We start from the raw sequence: 17,624 nt of genomic DNA on the forward strand, positions 1-17,624 counted from the left end.
CGTTGAGCGTCTCGTGATGTTCGCCCACCGTAAAACACTCGGACATGCCGGGGAAATGGCGCGGCCACAAGAGCTCACAAAGCGACAAACCGCAGGGCAGGGCTTGTCACGTAGGCCAAACGGCCTAGCGTGGTCGCGGGCCGATCCGGCTGGTCACCGCCAGCCGGTTGAACGCGTTGATCACCGTCACCGCCCAGACCAGCTGCGCGAGCTCCGGCTCGGAGAACTCGGCGGCGGCTGTGGCGTAGACCGCGTCGGGCACCCGGGTCTCGGCCAGCAGCGTGATCGCCTCGGTCAGCGCCAGGGCGGCCCGCTCACGTGCGGTGAACAGGCCGCTCTCCCGCCACACGGGCAGCGCGTGCAGCCGCCGGGTGTCCTCGCCGTGCCCGGCGGCCTCGCTGGTGTGCAGGTCGACGCAGAACGCGCAGCCGTTGAGCTGCGAGGCCCGCACCCGCACCAGCGCGACGAGCCCAGCGGCCAGCCCAGCCTCGACGGCCTGGCGCTCGGCGGTGACGTGCAGGTCGATCAGCTTCTGGTACAGCTCCGGTGCGGCCGACGTCACAGCCACCCGAGGGCGGGCCAGGTCGGTTCCCGGGCCACTCATGTCCACTGCCCGGTGCCGAAGGTGTCCTGGCCGCTGCGGATCAGCGAGCGAAGCTCCATCCGCCGGACCTTGCCGGTGCCGGTGCGCGGCACCTGGTCCCAGGTCAGCACGACCGGGTCGGCCAGGGCGGGCAGGTCGCGCAGGGCGTCGTGCCAGGCGTCCTGGTCGAGCACCCCGTTCTTGGTGACCACGACCGGGACCGGCAGCCTGCCCGGGGTGCCGAGCACGACGCACTCGACCGCGTCGGGCACCCGGTCCTCCAAGACGTCCTCCAGTTCGACGCAGCTTTGGCCGGGCAGGACGTCGACCTCCCGGTCCAGCAGCAGGTACGAGCCGCCGCGGGTGCGCACGCCGACGTCGCCGGTGTTCCACCACGGGCCGGACGCCTTGGCCTGCCAGCGGTCGCGTTCGCCCAGGTAGTCCAGGCAGCGGACCCTGGTGCGGGTGAGGACGAGGCCGGGGCGGCCGGTGGGCACGTCCTGGAACGTGCGCGGGTCGACCACGCGGAGCCGGACGCGGCCGGGGACGGGCCTGCCGAGGTTGCGGGTGGTGGGGTGCCGACGGTCGCGTTCGGCCACCGAGCGGCGGGTGAGCAGCCGGATGGTGAGCGGCCCGGTCTCGGTCTGCCCCCACACCTGCACCCACACCGGCCGCCGCCGGGTGGCGGCGAGGAACGCGCGGACCGTGGGCGGGTGCATGGCGTCGAACGTGCTGACGTAGAGCCGGACGTCGTGGAACGGGTTGTCGGCGCCCTCGGCCAGCGGCTGCCAGCGCACGAACGTCGAGGGCAGCGCCTCCAGGGTGGTCGGCGGGTGCGCGCGCAGGGTCGGCTCGGCCTCGTGCGGCTCCGGCTCCGCGATGACCACGACCTTGCGCGGCGCGAGCCACAGCACGCTCGCCGTCCACGGGATCGCCCGGCCGTGGCAGTACGCGATGGCGGAGCAGACCGTGTCGCGCTTGCGGCTGGACACGATCGGCAGCCGGGTCGCCTCGGCGGCGGCGATACCCTGGATCAGCGTGCGGGTGCTGTGCACGACCAGTTTGGGCATCCCGGTGGTGCCGGAGGTGTGGTTGACGACCAGCGGATCGTCGGCGTCGCGGAAAACCGGCGGCGGCGGCTCGTGGCCGCGCAGGTCGGCCAGCGGGAGGGTGCCCGGGTGCGGCCCGTCGAGGGTGACGGTGCGCCGGGCGAACGCGGTCAGGTCGGTCTCGTTGTCGCGGGCGTGGTCGAGCACGGTGCAGGTGGTCACCAGCAGCGCCGGGTCGAGCCGCTTGAGCAGGATTTGCGCGGTCTCCGGGGTGAGGTGGTCCGACAGCAGCGCCGGGACCGCGCCGATGCGGGCCGCGGCGCAGGCGAGCAGCACGTAGTCCCAGTGGTTCTCCTTCACCACCGCGACCCGGTCGCCGGGCCGCACGCCCGCGGCGTGCAGCCAGCCCGCGGTGGCGCGGACCAGGGCGGCCAGCGCGGGGATGTCGTAGCGGGTGCCGTGGCCGGGGGCGAGGTCGAGCGGCCTGCTCAGGTGCACCACGGTCTTGGTTCCGCGGGCGAGCAGGTCGTCGAAGAGCGTGCCCAGGTCGCCGGGCTTGCTTCTGCGACGGTCCGCGGCGGCGGTCTTCCACACTGCTTGTTTTCTGCTCTTCACGGCTATTGGACGTCCTTCCGGCCGATGACGGTGACCATGACCTGCGAAAGCCAGGTGTGCCGGGGGTCGGCCAGGTCGGCGACCGCCCTGTCTATGTCCATTTCGGACACAGAGGACTCCTTAACCGCGGCGAGCATCGCGGGCCGCAGGTGTTCGAGCCACAGGGCGAACCAGCGGCTTTCCGGGGTGCCGCCGCGCACGACCTCGGCGCGGCCGTCGGCGCGCACGTCGGACAGTCCGGCCGCGGTGACCAGGTCGACGTCGAGCAGGCCGCAGCGCGGGTGGTAGCCGGACTCGACCATGACCGCGTAGGCGGCGCGCTTGACCTCCGGGTGGAACGGCCCGGCGGCGTGGCTGAACAGCGACGCGGTGTCGGTGTCCTCCAGCACCAGGTGCCCGCCCGGGCGCAGCGCGGCGCACAGCGCGCGCACGGCCGCCGCCCGGTCGCCGAGGTGCTGCACGACCAGGCGGGCGTGCACGACGTCGTAGGCGGCCACCGGGAGGGCGCCGGTGCGGACGTCCACCTGGCACACCGCGACCCCGAGGCCGCGCAGCCGGTCGAGCCGGGAGGTGTCGATGTCGACCGCGGTCACGGCCGCGCCGCGCTCGGCCATCCAGGCGGCGATCGAGCCGCGGCCGGCGCCGACCTCCAGGCACCGCGAGCCGGGGCCGATGCCGAGCGTGGACAGCCGGGAGATCGTTCCCGGGTCCCACAGCCGCTCGCCGAGGCTGAGCCGTTCGTCCTCGCGCTGGAACGCGGTGCCGAACACGTACTGCGCGGTGTTTCCCGCGCTTCCGTTCGTTTCCACGGTCGCCGCGATTCCGGTGGCCGCGTCAGCCACGGGCCACCGCCGAGACGCCCGCGGTCCTCGGGACGGCCAGGCGTTCGGCGACCAGTTCCGCCGAGCGGACCGCGGCCTCGCTGCTCGGCCGCAGCAGCCACCAGTCGCCAGCGTACTCCACAGTGGACGGTGGGCGGCGGACGAAGTCGGGGCGCGCGGCCATGGCAGCGGGCGTCGGCATCGGCAGGCCGTGCCGGAACCGGGTGACCACGGTCGCGCGCAGCGCGTCGGCCAGTCCGGGAACGTAGCGCTCGGCCTGCTCGGTGAGGGTGGCGGCGATCTCGCCGTCGGTGGCGGACAGCAACTCCGCCGACACCGAGGGACCGGCGACCAGGGTGACCAGGCCGCGCTCTGGCGGCACCCGGCCGGGGTGCTTGCGGTCGTCGAGCACGATGCCCGCCAGTTCCGGGTTCTCCACCGTCGGGACCGCCAGCGCGAACGACTGTCCGCCGCCCGCAGGCGCGACCGGCCTGCCCAGCAGGCAGATCACCTTGATCATCGGCCGGAACTCGCAGGCGCGCACGTAATCGGGGGCCTGCGCGTGCACCGCCGCTGCGACCGGGGCAGGCACGGCGAGCACCACCGTGCGGGCGTTCACCACCGCGCCGCCTGCGAAGACGCGGGCGCCGGACCCGGTGGCGACGACCTCGTCGACGGTGACCCCGGTGCTGATCTCGACGCCCTCGGCGAGTTTGCGCGCCAGCACGTCCATGCCGTCGCGGAAGGTGCGGAACGTGCTGGTGGGCCCGACCGCGAGCAGGTGGCTGAGCAGCGGGCCCGCGCAGGCCCGTTCGGTGTCCCAGCCGAAGAACCCGCCGGTCAGCGGCTGGAACAGGTAGTCGTGCAGGTCGCCGCGGGTGACGTCGGCGATGGCGCGGTGGCCCAGCGGCGTCGCTTCGGGCGCGTCGGTGTCGTATTCCTTGCGCCGCAGGGCCGCCAGGCCCAGGAGCCGGACCAGGGCGAGCCGGGACACGCGCGACAGCGCGGCGCCCGCCAGCAGGCCGCGCGGGTCGCCGACGTGCGGGTGGGCCCGGCCCTCCCGCCACATCGCCAGGTCCGCGCCGATCGCCGGTACCTCCACTTCGGACATTCCGAACTCGCGGATCAGCCGCCACATGGCCGGATAGCCGCAGGAGCCGATCATCTCCGCGCCGGTGTCGATCAGGTAGCCGTCGCGGCGCAGGCTCGCCATCCGGCCGCCGACGTGCTCGGCGGACTCGAAGACGTGCACCGCGCGGCCCGCCGCGCGCAGCCGGTGGGCCAGGGCGAGCCCGGCCACCCCGGCGCCGACGACGGCGACATCCAGGTCAGAACTCACGGACGTGCCCCCAGGGCGATGGTCAGGTTGATGGCGATCAGGGTGGCGACGGTGGCCCGGTGCGCCCACAGGCCGAGCAGCCGGGCGCGCAGCAGGTCGCCGAGGCCGACGCCGCGCCGAAGCTGCGCGACGCGCAGGAAGACCGCGGGCGCCATGGCGATGGCGAACCACCACGGCGCCGCGCCGAGTCCGGCCGCCGTGACGATCAGGGCGATCTCGGCCAGGGTGAGCGCGACGATGAACGCCTTGTTCCCCTGCCGGGAAAGCAGGACGGCCGCGGTCTTGCGGCCGACGGCGGCGTCGCCGTCGGCATCGCGGGTGTTGGAGTAGACACCGAACAGCAGCGGCCCGAGTCCGAAAAGGACGGACTGGACGACGGCGAACTCCGACGGCGCGCCCGCGGTCAGCCCGACCCCGACGAGCACCAGCCCGACGCCGAACCCGGCGAGGAAGACCTCCTGCCAGCCGTGGTAGCTCAGCTTCACGCCCCAGGAGTACTGCACCGCCGTCACCAGGCACAGCGCCAGCAGCCCGACCGTCCACAGCGCGCTGAACGGCGCGAGCACGGCCGCCAGCGCCCACAGCAGCGCGCCCGCGCTCGCCGCGGCCCAGCCGAAGCGGATCGCGTCCGCCTCGGCCAGTTCCCCGGTGAGCAGCGGTTTGCGGGCGAGTTTGCGGGCCGGGGCGTCCGGGCCGTAGTTGGCCGCGTCGCTGCCGTCGCGGTGCCCGGTCACGTCGTCGAAGGCGACCGCCGCGCTCACCACGCACACCGTGCCGACACCGAACGCGGCGAGCGTGCCCAGCACCGCCGGGGTGAACCAGGCCGCGGCCCCGGCCAGCGACCAGGCCAGCGGGAGCGCCAGGTAGTAGTCCCACACGTCGAGCTTGGCCAGGCGCGCGTAGGCGCCGACTCTGCCGGGCGCGGCGGTCAGCGACAGGGTCGCGGTCATCAGGGTCCTCCGGGGAAATCGCAGACCGCGTCGGCGATGTGCTCGACCTGGGCGTCGGTCAGGTGCGGATACAGGGGCAGGGCGAGCGTGCGGGCGCAGGCAAGCTCCGCGTGCGGCCAGTACTGCCCGGGTCTGGCGTAGGGGGCGAACGCGGGCTGCGCTGGCAGCGGCGCGGGGTAGTAGACGTGGCTGCCGACGCCGCGGGAAGCGAGGTGGCGCTTGAGTTCGTCGCGCCGGTCGGCGAGCAGGGAGTACACGTAGAAGCAGCGGCCCTCGCGGCCGGGCGGCGGGGCCTGCACGCCGCGGTCGCCCAGCGCGGCGAACCGCTCGGTGTAGTAGTCGGCGATCTCCGCGCGCCGCGCCAGCCGGGCGGCGAGGCCGGGCAGCCGGTGCAGCTGGAAGTCGGCCATGATCTCGTCGAACCGGCTGTTGTAGCCGACCAGGTGGTGCACGAACCGGTTCTTGCCGTCCTGGCCGTGGTTGCGCAGCATCCGCGCCAGGCGGCCGATTTCCGGGTCGTCGGTGACGACCGCGCCGCCCTCGCCGATCGAGCCGAACGTCTTGACCTGCACGAAGGAGAACACCCCTGCCTCGCCCCAGCGGCCTGCCTGCAATCCGCGCAGCACCCCGCCCTGGGCCACGGCCGAGTCCTCGATCAGCCGCACATCGTGGCGGCGGGCGAGTTCGCGCATGGTGGGCATGTCGGCCATCACCGAGAACATGTGCGCGGGCATGATCGCCGCCGTGCGCGCGGTGATCGCCGCCTCGACCTCGTAGGGCTCGACCACCATCGTCCACGGGTGCACGTCGACGAAAACCGGGACGGCGCCGACGTTGACCACCGACGCGGCCAGCGGCGCGCAGCCGAAGGCGGGCACCACGACCTCGTCGCCCGGCCCGATGTCCATCGCGCGCAGCACCAGCATCAGCGCGGCGGTGCCGCTGCCGCAGGCCACCACGTCCGCGGCCCCGGTGTTCACCCGCAGCGCCTCCTCGAACGCCGCGGTGCGCTCGCCGAGGATGAACCGCTGGTCGTCGGCGAGGCCGACCCTGCGGACGGTCTCCAGCACCACGTCGCGCTCGCCGTCGAACAGGTCGGGCGGGAAGAACGGCAGCCGGGGCATGGACGCGGTCACGACCGGCTCCCGCCGTAGAACGCTCTGATCAACTCGCACACCCGGTCGACCTGCGCTTCGGTGAGGTCCGGGTAGAGCGGCAGGGCGACGGTGCGCGCGCAGGCCGCCTCGGCGTGCGGGAACTCCCCGGGCCGGTGGCCCAGATCGGCGAAGCACGGCTGCCGGTGCAGCGGGACCGGGTAGTAGGTCTCGGTGCCCACGTGGTGGGCGGCGAGATAGGCGACTAACGAGTCGCGGTGCTCCACTTCGACGGCGTAGACGTAGAACACCGGGTTCGTCTCGGCCTCGCGCTCGACCACGGTCGGCAGCCTGCGCACCCCTGGACAGCCGCGCAGGCGCTCGGTGTAGGCGCCAGCCAGCGCCGCACGGCGGGCGATGTCGGCGTCGAGCCTGCCCAGCTTGGCCAGCAGCACGGCGGCCTGGACGTCGTCCATCTTGCTGTTCAGGCCCGGGAGCACGGTCTCGTTGCCGATGCCGGGGAAGTGGTCGAGGGTGTGCCCGAACCGGCCGTGGTGGCGCAGCGCGGCCGCGGTCTCGGCGATCCGGTCGTCGTTGGTGATGACCGCGCCCGCGTCGCCGAGCGCGCCGAGGGTCTTGGTCGGGAAGAACGACAGCACCCCGCCCGCGCCGTGCAGGCCCGCGTGCGTGCCGTCCCAGCGCATCCCGATGGCCTCCGCGCTGTCCTCGACCACGGTCAGCGCGTGCCGCTCGGCGAGCCTGGTGACGGCCCCGAGGTCGGCGAGCTGGCAGAACAGGTGCACCGGCATGAGCATCCGGGTGCGCGCGGTGACCGCGGCCGCGGCGGCGGCAGGGTCGAGCGCGTAGGTGACCGGGTCGATGTCGGCGAACACCGGCCGCCCGCCCGCGAGCACCACCGAGGACGCCGAGGCCACGAAGCTGAACGCGGGCACGACCACCTCGTCGCCCGCCTCCAGGCCCGCCGCGCGCAGCAGCAGCACCAGCGCGTCGGTGCCGGAGTTGACCCCGACGACGTGCGCGGCGTCGACGACCCGGCCAAGCGCGGCCTCGAACTCGCCGACCGCGTGGCCGTGGGAGTACTTGCCGCGTTCGACGACGGCGGCGACATTCGCCTCGATCTCGGGCCACAGCGCGGCGAAGGTGGCCGCCTGGGTGAAAAACGGCACCCGCGCACCGGATGGGGTGGCCGTGCCGGGCTCCGCGAGCGTCGCGGCGTGCTCCATGCCTGTCCTTTCACCGACGGTGACCGTGCGCCGACGGCCGCCATCTGCGGCCCACGGCGGATTCACGGTGGGGTCACGACGCCGCGAACCCCGGTGGTCGCGGCGACGCCGACTGACGCCGACTCCCCGACGGTGGCCCCACTCGGCCCGCTGCCCAACCTATGCCGTGGCGCATCCGTTGAACCGCAACGGAAACAAAAGATCACACGGTCGTGTGGCCGTTCCCGTCCCACGTTGACACTGGTGGGCCGCGCGGCCAAGGTTGGCGCGGTCGAGCGGGGGGCCAACCCCGTCCCCTCTCTCCCTCACCAGCCCACCCTCACCCGAGACGAACCGCCGCGCAGGAGGCACGACCCATGCTGGGCACGCTCATCGTGGGACTGGGCCGATCGGGATCGGGGCTGCACCTGCCGGTGCTGCGCGGACTCGGCTTCGGCACCGGTCGCGCGCTCGGCAGGCCGCCGATCGTCGTGTTCGACCCGGCCCTGGCTGACGCCCCCGATCGCTCTGACGTCCTTGTCGCCCGCTCGCTGGCGCACGCCGCGACCGTGCTCGACCCGGCCCGCACGGTCGTGCACCTGTGCACCGGCCCGACCGCGCGGCTGCGCCCGCTCACCGAACTGGCCGAGCTGGGGTTCCGCCGGGTGCTGGTGGAGAAACCCCTGGCGATGGACGAGACCGAGCTTCGGGACGTGCTGCGGCTGCGCGAGCAGGCCGGGCTGGACCTGCTGCCGGTCGCCCAGTGGCGGTGCAGCGAGCTGACCGCCCGGATCGTCGGCGTGCTGCACGGCGGCAGGCTCGGCACGGTCCGGTCGCTGAGTTTCCAGCAACGCAAACCCCGCTTCGCCCGCACGTGCGCAGGCGACGACCACCCGTCGGCGTTCGACGTCGAACTGCCGCACTCGCTGTCGGTCGCGCTGCTGCTGGCGGGTCCGGCCGCGGTGACCGAGGCGGGCTGCGCGGACATGCTCGTCGGCGGCGCGGTGTTTCCCGGAATGGGCGGGGCGTGGCTGCGGCTGCGGCACGAGAACGGGGTGCTGACCGAGATCCGCTCCGACCTGACCGCCCCGGTGCGCGAGCGTCGGCTCACCGTCGGCCTCGACGCGGGCGCGCTCGTCGGCCACTACCCGATCAGCTCCGCGGACGACTACGCGCAGCTTTCCGTGCGCACCAAGGGCGGGCAGGTCGACTCGGTGTTCCGCGACGACGCGCTGGCCGCGTTCATCGCCCGCGCCTACCGGCACTTCGCCTGCGAGGAGCCGCTGCTCGACGAGCCCGCCATCGGCGCGTCCGTGGTCGGGCTCATCGCCGACGCGAAGCGGCTCGCAAACCTGGCCGCCCCGGTGGGGACCGCCCCATGAGGCGCGAGTCATTGGCACCGCCCGTGTTGGCCGGGATCGGCGACGAGGCGGGACCGGCGCTGGCCGACCAGGTGGCCGCGCTCGCGGAGCTGGGGTGGTCGGCGATCGAGTTGCGCACCGTGGACGGCGTGCGGATCGCCGACCTGGACGACGCGGCGTTCGACGCGGTGGCCGCCACCCTCGCCGAGCACGGCGTCAGCACGGTGTGCGTCGACTCCGCCATCGGCGACTGGTCCACCCTGATCACCGGCGACTTCGGCCGCGACCTCGCGCAGCTGCGCGCCCTTGAGCGCCGCTGCGCCCGGCTGGGCGCCCGGTACGTGCGGGTCATGTCGTACCCGAACGACGGGCTGCACGACGACGAGTGGGAACGGCGGGTGCTGCGCCGGATGCGCGAGCTCGCGCTGCGCGCCGAGCAGGCGGATCTGGTGCTGCTGCACGAGAACTGCGCGGGCTGGGCGGGCCAGGGCGCCGAGCACACGCTGCGGATGCTCGAAGAGGCGGACAGCCCGGCGCTGCGGCTGCTGTTCGACACCGGCAACGGGCTCGCCTACGGCTACTCCGCGCTCGACCAGCTCACGGTGCTGGCCGAGCATGTCGAACACGTGCACATCAAGGACGGCCTCGCCGGTCCAGTGTGGACACTTCCGGGCGAAGGCGAGGTCGACCTGATGGGATGCTTGAAAGTCTTGGCGGACAATGGTTACCGGGGCGCGTTGTCGATCGAGCCGCACCTGAGCCTGCGGCCGCACGATGGCGACGGGGGCACCGGCGCCGCCGAGGGTTTCGTCGCGGCCGGGCGGGCGCTGGCGCGGCTGCTCACCCGGGTCGGCTCGGCGCCGTGACCACTGTGCCCGCCGTGCCCGCCGTCGCCTCGCACGCCCGGACTCCCCGGACTCCCCGGACTCTCCTGACCGACGCGGACATCGACCTGCTGCTGCGACTGATCGACCTGCCCACCGCGGGCCCGCTGGAGACCGACGAACCCGCGCGGCTGTGGGAGGCGCAACGGGAGTACGCGCGCGCCGCCACCGGTTTCACCGTGGTGCACCACGAACCGGCCGACCGGTCGGTGCTGGACCGGCCGGGGGTGCCCACGGTCGTGCGCGCAGCCGCCGGGCCGGGTTTTCTCTACTGCCAGCCGAATCTCGTGCTGCGCCTCGGCCCGGCACAGGCGCGCACGGTGATGTTCAACGTCCACCTGGACACCGTCGCCTGCCACGAGCCGGGCCGCCGCGACGGCGCGGTGGTGCGCGGGCGCGGCGCGGTCGACGCCAAGGGGCCCGCGGTCGCGCTGCTCGCGGGCATCCGCGACGCTGTCCGGCGCGACCCGGCCATCGGGACCGAGGTGTCGGTCCTGGTGCAGGCGGTGTCCGGCGAAGAGGGCGGCGCGCTGGGCACATTCGGCACGCGCCCGTTGGTGGAGAGCGGTTTCGTCGGCGAGCTCAACGTGTTCTGCGAGCCGACCGGCCTGCGCTACCTGCCGCGGGCCACCGCGTCGGCCACCGCCCGCGTCCGGGTTGCTGGCCGCGGCGCCATCGACGACCGGCCAGGCGACGGCCACAACGCGACCGTGCTGCTCGGCTACCTCGCCCAGCACCTCGCCGCCGAGTTGACCGGCGACGGCGGCGGCCACGCGTGCGTCGCGGGCCTGCACACCGGGAACCTGCACAACCGCGTCTACGGCACCGGCGACCTGCTGGTGAACCTCGCCTACGCCGACGAAGCGGCAGGCGCGCGGCTGACCGCGCGGCTGGAGCACGCGGTCGCCACCGGCGTCGACCGGTTCCGCGCCGCGTTCGCCGCTGTCCCCGAACTGGCCCGCACCGCGGCCGACGCCGCCGCGGTGACCAGCGTGCACTGGGACAAACGCGACCTGCCCGCGCTCGCGGGCGACGACCCGTGGCTCGACGCGCTGATGGCCGCTGCCGACATCCCGGCCTGGCCCGCCACCGAGCCCGCGTTCACCTGCGACGCGATCTGGCTGGCCGGGGCGCCCGCCGCGACCGCGGTGCTCGGCCCCGGCGACCTGGCCGCCAACAACGCGCACGCGGACGGCGAGTTCGTCGCCATCGCCGACCTGGCCGCGTTCGCCGACCAGGTTTCCCGGCTGCTGCTCGCGTTCCGCGCCGCCCCCGGCAGACCAGCCACCCCCGGCTGACCCATCCCACCCGCCAGCCCGACAAGAACGGCTCACCCATGACCGACCTGGACACCGCCCCACGCACCCGGGTGCGCGTCCCGCATGACGACCTGCTCGGCTTCACCGCCGCCGTGTTCGCCGCGCACGGCGCGACCAGGGCGCGGGCGCGGACCGCGGCGGAAGCCCTGTGCCACGGCGACATCACCGGCACCACGTCCCACGGGCTGGTGAACCTGACCCGGATCTACCTGCCGCTGCTGGCCTCCGGCCGGGGAAGCGCCGAGACCGAGCCGCGCGTCCTGGCCGACCGCGGCGCGTCGGTCCTGCTCGACGGCCGCGGCGCGCTCGGGCTGTGGCTCGCGGCCGAGGCCATGGACCTCGCCGCCGGCCGGGCCGCCGAGCACGGCATCGGCCTGGTGTCCGTGCGCGGCGGGACGCACTTCGGCTGCGCGGGCTTCCACGCGCTGCGCGCCGTGGCGCGCGGCATGATCGGCGTGGTCGCGTCGAACTGCGGACACCAGCGGATCGCCCGGCCGCCGGGCGGGCTGGTGCCGATGCTGGGGACCAACCCGCTCAGCGTCGCCGCCCCCGCAGGCGAGCACCCGCCGTTCGTGCTGGACATGAGCACCACGGCGGTGCCCACCGGCAAGGTCCGCGCGGCCGCCCGCGCTGGCCGGGACATTCCGGCAGGCTGGCTCGCCGACGACCGCGGCGCCCCGGTCACCGACCCCACCCGCTTCGACCGCGGCGAGGCGCACCTGACCTGGTTGGGCGCGCCGGGTTCGGGCGAGTACAAGGGATTCGGGCTCGGGCTGATGGTGGAGGTGCTGGCCGCCCTCGTCCCCGGCTCCGGCCTCGGCCCGTCCCCCGCCGCCCTCACCGGCACCCGCCCCGCGGGCGGCACCGGACGGCACGCCAGCCGCGCCGCCGACGCCTCGGGTGTGCCAGGCGACGGAAACGCCTGCGGCGCAACCGCAAACCTCGCGCGCAGATCAGCGGATGACGATATCGGCTACCTCGTGCTCGCCGTCGCCCCCGCCGCCCTGCGGGACCCCGACAGCTACCACTACGACGCCGGGGCGCTGTTCGGGTCGCTGCTGGGCTGCCCGCCCGTCGAGCCGGGCGGGACGGTCGCCTACCCCGGGGTGCCCGAGGCCCGGCACGCCGAGGAGGCCCGCCGGTACGGGGTGCCGCTCAGCGCGGCGCTGCACGCCGAACTCGGCGCCGTCGCCGACCGGCTGAACCTGCGCCTGCCGGGAGCGTGCTGATGCGCATCGGCGTGATCGGGCTCGGCGTGATCTCCCGGTTCTACCTCGCCGCGCTGCGCGAGAGCGGCCCGCTGCGGCTGGGCGCGGTGTGCGACGTGCGGCCGGAAGCGCTCGCGCCCTACCGCGACGAGGTGCCGTGCTGGCGCGACCACCGCGACCTGATCGCCGCGGGCGGGCTGGACGCGGTCGTGGTGACCGTGCCCAACGACCAGCACGCCAGGGTGTGCCTGGACCTGCTCGACGCCGGGCTGCCGGTGTGCGTGGAGAAGCCGCTGGCGACCCGACTGGTCGACGGGCTGGCCATGGTCGAGTTGGCCGCGACGCGCGGCGCGGTGCTGTTCACCTCGTTCCACCGCCGCTACAACGCGCGGGTCCGGACCCTGCTCGACGACCTGCCGCACGGCGTGCCGGTGCAGTCGGTGCGGGTGCGCTACCTGGAGCGGATCGAGGACCACGTCGGCGACGACCGCTGGTACCTCGACCCGGTGCGCTGCGGCGGCGGGTGCGTCGCCGACAACGGGCCCAACGCCTACGACCTGGCGAGCCTGTTCCTCGGGCCGCTGCAAGTGGCCCGCGCCGAGATCCACCGCGACGACACCGGCGTGGACCGGCAGGCGGTGGTGGACCTGGAGAACGCGGGCGGCGCCCTGGCGCGGGTGGAACTGGACTGGAGCTACCCCGGCGAGGTCAAGGACGTCGAGGTCCGGCTCGCCGACGGCGGGCTGCGGCGCGCGGACCTGCTGGCCGGGTTCGCCGGGTTCAAGCAGTCGCTGTGGCACGAGTACGCGGGCGTGCTGCGCGACTTCGCGTCCGCCATCCACACCGGCGGGATAGACCGGGAGGGGTTGGCGGCGCTGGCATTGGTGGACGCGACGTACCGCGCGGCGGACAACAACCCGCGGGCGGCGCTGATCGGGGAAGGCCGAGGATGATCGAGAACGGTGACAAGCGGGCGGTGTCCGGGGTGCTGGTGAAGGTGCTGGTGCACCGCCGCGAGGACCGCGGGATGCGGTTGGAGGAATTCGCCAGCCGGTGCGTGCGCCAGGGCGAGGTGCACGAGTTGGTGACGACCGACCACACCGAGACCGATCAGAGCATCGATCGCGTGGGCTTCCTCGGCTTCGCCGAGATCTCGCACGGCGGCGTCATCGACCGCGGCGACGAGGTCCGCATCGGCGACCGGGTGGTCGGCACGGTCCTCGGCTTCGACGCCTGCCACTTTCCCAACCACTACAACATTCTGATCCGCCGCGAGTCCCCGGTGACCGGCGAGCAGATCGCCCTCGCACCGGAGTCGTCTGTCCACTTCGTCCAGTCGGGAGCCCGGTGAGGCTCGCGGTCGTCGCGGGCGGCAGCCTCGCGGGCCTGCTCGCGGCCCGCGTGCTGCACGAGTTCGCCGACGAGATCGTCATCGTCGAGCCGGACACGCTGCCCGCGGGCCCGGCCCACCGCGCCGGAGCCGCGCACGGCGACCAGTTCCACATCCTGCTCGGCATGGCCCAGCACCTGCTGTCGCACTGGTTCCCGACCCTGCTGGGCGACCTGGTGGCCGACGGCGCGGTTCCGCTGGCCGCCGGCGCCGACGGCCGGATGTTCACCGACGGCCGGATGCGCCCGCCGATTCCCGGGGACCGCTTGCTGCCGGTGCACCGGCCGCTGCTGGAGTGGCACATCCGCCGCGCGGTCCTGGCCCTGCCGAACATCCGCCTGTCCGGTGACCGCGTGGTCGGGCTGTGCGCGTTTCCCGGCCGGGTCACCGGCGTCCGGCTCGCCTCGGGCGAGCACATCACCGACACCGACCTGGTTGTCGACGCCACCGGCCGGTCGTCCCGCCTTTCCGACTGGCTGGTGCGGCTGGACTACCCGCCGCCGCCCAAGCGCAGGCTGAACCTGGACCTCGGCTACGCGACCACCCTCTACCACCGCTATCCGGGGCAGCGCCTGGACGACCTGCTGGCCGTCCACTCGGCCCGCTCCGCGAACTGGGCCGCCCCCGGGGTCAGCTGTGTCGCGCCGATCAGCCGGGACCGCTGGATCTGCACGGTCTCCGGCTACGGCGCCGACCGCCCGAACCGCGACCCGGAGGAGTTCACCACCCGCTGCCTGCGCGAACCGGCCGCGGCGTTCCGCGCGCTGGTCGAGGAATGCGTCCCAGCGGGCCCGGTCTCGGCTTACCGCTTCCCGCACAGCATCCGCCGCGACTTCCACGAGCTCACCCGCTTCCCGGCGGGCGTCGTGCCGGTGGGCGACGCGGTGGCGTCCTTCAACCCGATCTACGGCCAGGGCGTCCCCTCCGCGGCGCTGCACGCCTCCGCCCTCGGCGCGTGGCTGCGGACCGACGAGGACGCGCACGGCTATTTCCGCCGCGTGAAGGTCCTCGTGGACGCGGCGTGGCAGACCAGCGTCATCGAGGACTTCCGGCTCCCGCACGTCACCGGGCAGCGCCCCCGCGGCCACCGGATGCTGCGGGTGCTCAGCGGCGCGATCGACCGGGCCGCGATGACCGATCCCGTCGTCGCCCGCCGGTTCGCCGATGTCGTCAACATGCGCGCGCATCCGGCCGAACTCCGGCGCCCGGCCCTGCTGGGCCGGGCGCTGCTGGCCACCCTCACCCCGGCGTCGGGGCGAGGGTGAGGTGATCGCCGGACGTACCGCTGCCCTGGGGGATCGCCCCAGGGCAGCGTCTGGTCAGGGGGTTTCGGCGGCGCTGGTCAGCGCCCGAGCAACGGGATGTCGTTCTTGCCCTGGTGGTAGTCGCGAACCGCGTCCACCAGCTCCGCCACCGACAGGTGCCCGCTGCCGTCGGTGTCGAGGTCGTGGAAAGCCTCGTCCGCCTGGCGCTCGTCCACACCGACCGCCCGCATCCAGCGGTGGAACTCCGGCAGGCTGACCTCGCCGTCGCCGTCGGTGTCGCACAGGTCGACGATCGCCTCGATGGTCGGGCGCAGGTTGCGGTCGAAGCCCGCGTCGCCGCCGTCGATCAGCTCGCGCTCGGAGGCCTCGACGAACTGGTCGATGCTCACCCCGCCCGCCGCGTCGACGCCGGTCACCTTGGCCAGCTTGTCCCACAGGCCCAGGTACGCCGACATCAGCGCCCGCCCCTTGGCCGAGGTCTCCGGCTCGCCGAATGCCTGGAGGATTCGCCGCGACTCGGTTTCGTAATCCGATCGGTCGATCGTGCCGTCCCCATTGGAATCCCAGAGTTCAAAGCGACGCTTCAGGCGACTGTCCTGGACGCTAGCGGTCACAACCATGCTCCTTCGCATTCTGGTGGCGCGCCACCCCTTCGAGCAGCTCCGTGATCGACGGTAGCAACGACCGATACCTGTCCGACGCGTTCCACGCTTCCCTTTTCGGGTGTATCCCAATACCACCTATCGTGGCGACTGTAATCGAGCGCACGCCGCGGTGGCTGCCGTGCGCCGATCTCGCGGACCCCGCGCACGATAGGGATATCGGACGCTACTCGCCACTGACCGATAGGGTGAAAATAGATACCCGACTCAGCGACTGCGACGTTCCCCCGAAATGACCAACATGTGTCTCACAGGTCCGAATCCGCGAGGGGAAATCGTCATGCATAACCCGGAAGGCTGCACCGCTCCGCCGCTGGAGTCGCGCATCGTCACCAACGATGCCGACTCGGGACGGCCGCGCCGGGGCCGGAGCGGGCCGAGGTCCGGTCGCGGCACGCGCGTCGGCGCCGTCGGCAGCCGCGTCTGAGCCCGTGCCCCACCGGAGGAAGCAACAGCGCGCGGTGTCCGCCGACCTGGTGGTCGTCGGGCTCGGCTATGTCGGGCTGCCGCTGGCTGCCCGCGCCTGCGCGGCCGGGCTCACGGTGGTCGGCGTCGACACGGACCCCGCCGTGGTCGAGGGGCTGCGGGCAGGCCGCTCGCACGTGCACGGCACCGCGGACAGACACATCAGAGCCATGCTGCGGCAGGGTTTCACCGTCGACACCGGGTTCACCGCGGTGGCCACCGCGGACACGGTGGTGATCTGCGTGCCGACCGGCCTGGTCGACGGCGAACCCGACCTGCGGGCGGTGCTGGCCGCGGGCCGGGCGGTCGGCGAGCACCTGCGCGCGGGCACCCTGGTGGTGCTGGAGTCCACCAGTTACCCGGGCACGACAGAGGAGGTGCTGGCGCCCATCCTGGCCGCGAACGGGCTCGTGCCCGGCGTCGACTTCAACCTCGCCTACTCCCCCGAGCGCATCGACCCGGGCAACGACGAGTACGCGCTGGAGAACACCCCGAAGGTCGTCAGCGGGCTGACTTCGGTGTGCGCCAAGCGATGCGAGGCGTTCTACGAGGACCTGGTCGACTCGGTGGTGGTCGCGGCCGGGCTGCGCGAGGCGGAGACGGCCAAGCTGCTGGAGAACAGCTACCGCCTGGTGAACATCGCCCTGGTCAACGAGTTGGCCGTCTTCTGCGACCGCGTCGGCGTCGACGTGTGGGACGTGCTGCGCTGCTCGGCGACCAAGCCGTTCGGCTTCGCGTCGTTCTCCCCCGGCCCCGGCGTCGGCGGCCACTGCATCCCGGTCGACCCGCGCTACCTGGCCAACCGCGCCCGCGCCGAGGGGCTGCCCTGCTCGATGGTCACCACGGCGCAGGAAGTCAACGCGGGTATGCCCGGCTACGTCGCGCGCCGCGCCCGCGACATCCTGATCCGCGAGGGCGGCCCGGTCTACGGCGCCCGGGTGCTGCTGCTCGGCGTGACGTACAAGGCCGACGTCAGCGACCAGCGCCAGTCACCGGCGATCGGCGTCGTCCGCCAACTGCGCGCCTTCGGCGTCCAGGTCGCCTACCACGACCCGCACGCGCCCACCTTCACCGTGGACGGCGAGGCGGTGCCCGCGGAGTCCGAAGTGGAGCGTGCGGTGGCCGCGGCGGACCTGGTGGTGCTGCTGCAACCGCACCGCACCTTCGACCTCGGCATGGTCGCCCGCACCGCCCGCGCGGTCTTCGACACCCAGGGCCGCATGGACGGCGACCGCGTGGAACGCCTGTAACTATCCCAGCACAGGCCGGGGTCACGCCAAACGGCGAAGTAGGTGGGTGGCGCCGAGCCGTACACGTGCGGCCAAGCACCGCTCACAAGCTGAGCCCCCTATCCGCCCACCTGCCCACGATTCGACGGCCGGGCAGGACGAACCTG

The 17,624-nt window shown here is 73.6% G+C and carries 16 protein-coding genes; 8 read left to right on the top strand and 8 right to left on the bottom strand.

Going from position 1 to position 17,624, the window contains the following annotated elements; translation table 11 throughout:
• Nucleotides 1–124 precede the first annotated feature (124 nt).
• The 7 genes from BLS56_RS07690 to BLS56_RS07720 are packed head-to-tail and all read right to left on the bottom strand — an operon-like array spanning nt 125 to nt 7,695.
• Nucleotides 125–604, bottom strand: coding sequence for a carboxymuconolactone decarboxylase family protein (locus BLS56_RS07690; protein ID WP_091449310.1), 480 nt, complete (start codon nt 602–604; stop codon nt 125–127).
• On the bottom strand, nt 601–2,247 hold the full coding sequence (locus BLS56_RS07695; protein WP_228771451.1) for an AMP-binding protein: 1,647 nt from the start codon (nt 2,245–2,247) through the stop codon (nt 601–603). Before BLS56_RS07695 ends, BLS56_RS07690 begins: the two co-directional genes overlap by 4 nt.
• A gap of 2 nt (nt 2,248–2,249) precedes the next feature.
• Nucleotides 2,250–3,089, bottom strand: a complete 840-nt coding sequence (locus BLS56_RS07700) for a methyltransferase domain-containing protein (protein ID WP_091449212.1) — start codon at nt 3,087–3,089, stop codon at nt 2,250–2,252.
• On the bottom strand, nt 3,082–4,407 hold the full coding sequence (locus BLS56_RS07705) for an FAD-dependent oxidoreductase (RefSeq protein WP_091449213.1): 1,326 nt from the start codon (nt 4,405–4,407) through the stop codon (nt 3,082–3,084). Before BLS56_RS07705 ends, BLS56_RS07700 begins: the two co-directional genes overlap by 8 nt.
• Nucleotides 4,404–5,357 (bottom strand): UbiA family prenyltransferase, encoded by a 954-nt coding sequence (locus BLS56_RS07710; protein ID WP_139190555.1) that lies wholly within the window; start codon nt 5,355–5,357, stop codon nt 4,404–4,406. The genes BLS56_RS07705 and BLS56_RS07710 overlap by 4 nt, the downstream gene beginning before the upstream one ends.
• Complete coding sequence (locus tag BLS56_RS07715; RefSeq protein WP_091449312.1) at nt 5,357–6,481, bottom strand: DegT/DnrJ/EryC1/StrS family aminotransferase; 1,125 nt, start codon at nt 6,479–6,481, stop codon at nt 5,357–5,359. Before BLS56_RS07715 ends, BLS56_RS07710 begins: the two co-directional genes overlap by 1 nt.
• 8 nt (nt 6,482–6,489) lie before the next feature.
• On the bottom strand, nt 6,490–7,695 hold the full coding sequence (locus BLS56_RS07720) for a DegT/DnrJ/EryC1/StrS family aminotransferase (RefSeq protein ID WP_091449214.1): 1,206 nt from the start codon (nt 7,693–7,695) through the stop codon (nt 6,490–6,492).
• A gap of 356 nt (nt 7,696–8,051) precedes the next feature.
• Between BLS56_RS07720 and BLS56_RS07725 the strand changes: the two genes are divergently transcribed.
• The 7 genes from BLS56_RS07725 to BLS56_RS07755 are packed head-to-tail and all read left to right on the top strand — an operon-like array spanning nt 8,052 to nt 15,101.
• The gene (locus tag BLS56_RS07725) at nt 8,052–9,056 is read left to right on the top strand and encodes a Gfo/Idh/MocA family oxidoreductase (protein WP_091449215.1); all 1,005 of its coding nucleotides are present in this window, start codon (nt 8,052–8,054) and stop codon (nt 9,054–9,056) included.
• A complete protein-coding gene (locus BLS56_RS07730; RefSeq protein WP_091449216.1) occupies nt 9,053–9,901 on the top strand; it encodes a sugar phosphate isomerase/epimerase family protein in 849 nt (282 codons plus the stop codon). Before BLS56_RS07725 ends, BLS56_RS07730 begins: the two co-directional genes overlap by 4 nt.
• On the top strand, nt 9,898–11,217 hold the full coding sequence (locus BLS56_RS07735) for a M20/M25/M40 family metallo-hydrolase (protein ID WP_407640493.1): 1,320 nt from the start codon (nt 9,898–9,900) through the stop codon (nt 11,215–11,217). The genes BLS56_RS07730 and BLS56_RS07735 overlap by 4 nt, the downstream gene beginning before the upstream one ends.
• 38 nt (nt 11,218–11,255) lie before the next feature.
• A complete protein-coding gene (locus BLS56_RS07740) occupies nt 11,256–12,467 on the top strand; it encodes an Ldh family oxidoreductase (RefSeq protein ID WP_091449217.1) in 1,212 nt (403 codons plus the stop codon).
• Nucleotides 12,467–13,399 carry a Gfo/Idh/MocA family protein gene (locus BLS56_RS07745; RefSeq protein WP_091449314.1) on the top strand — a complete coding sequence of 311 codons (933 nt, stop codon included), beginning with the start codon at nt 12,467–12,469 and terminating at the stop codon, nt 13,397–13,399. The genes BLS56_RS07740 and BLS56_RS07745 overlap by 1 nt, the downstream gene beginning before the upstream one ends.
• A complete protein-coding gene (locus BLS56_RS07750) occupies nt 13,396–13,797 on the top strand; it encodes a DUF6917 domain-containing protein (RefSeq protein ID WP_091449218.1) in 402 nt (133 codons plus the stop codon). Before BLS56_RS07745 ends, BLS56_RS07750 begins: the two co-directional genes overlap by 4 nt.
• Entirely contained in the window at nt 13,794–15,101 is a 1,308-nt protein-coding gene (locus tag BLS56_RS07755) for an FAD-dependent monooxygenase family protein (RefSeq protein WP_091449219.1), read from the top strand. The genes BLS56_RS07750 and BLS56_RS07755 overlap by 4 nt, the downstream gene beginning before the upstream one ends.
• Before the next feature lie 77 nt (nt 15,102–15,178).
• Here the strand turns inward: BLS56_RS07755 and BLS56_RS07760 are convergent, their stop codons facing one another.
• The gene (locus BLS56_RS07760; RefSeq protein WP_228771452.1) at nt 15,179–15,715 is read right to left on the bottom strand and encodes an EF-hand domain-containing protein; all 537 of its coding nucleotides are present in this window, start codon (nt 15,713–15,715) and stop codon (nt 15,179–15,181) included.
• 509 nt (nt 15,716–16,224) lie between these two features.
• Between BLS56_RS07760 and BLS56_RS07765 the strand changes: the two genes are divergently transcribed.
• On the top strand, nt 16,225–17,478 hold the full coding sequence (locus tag BLS56_RS07765) for a nucleotide sugar dehydrogenase (protein WP_091449221.1): 1,254 nt from the start codon (nt 16,225–16,227) through the stop codon (nt 17,476–17,478).
• Nucleotides 17,479–17,624: the final 146 nt, after the last annotated feature.

The organism is Actinokineospora iranica (assembly GCF_900101685.1).
In the GTDB taxonomy this organism is placed as follows: domain Bacteria; phylum Actinomycetota; class Actinomycetes; order Mycobacteriales; family Pseudonocardiaceae; genus Actinokineospora; species Actinokineospora iranica.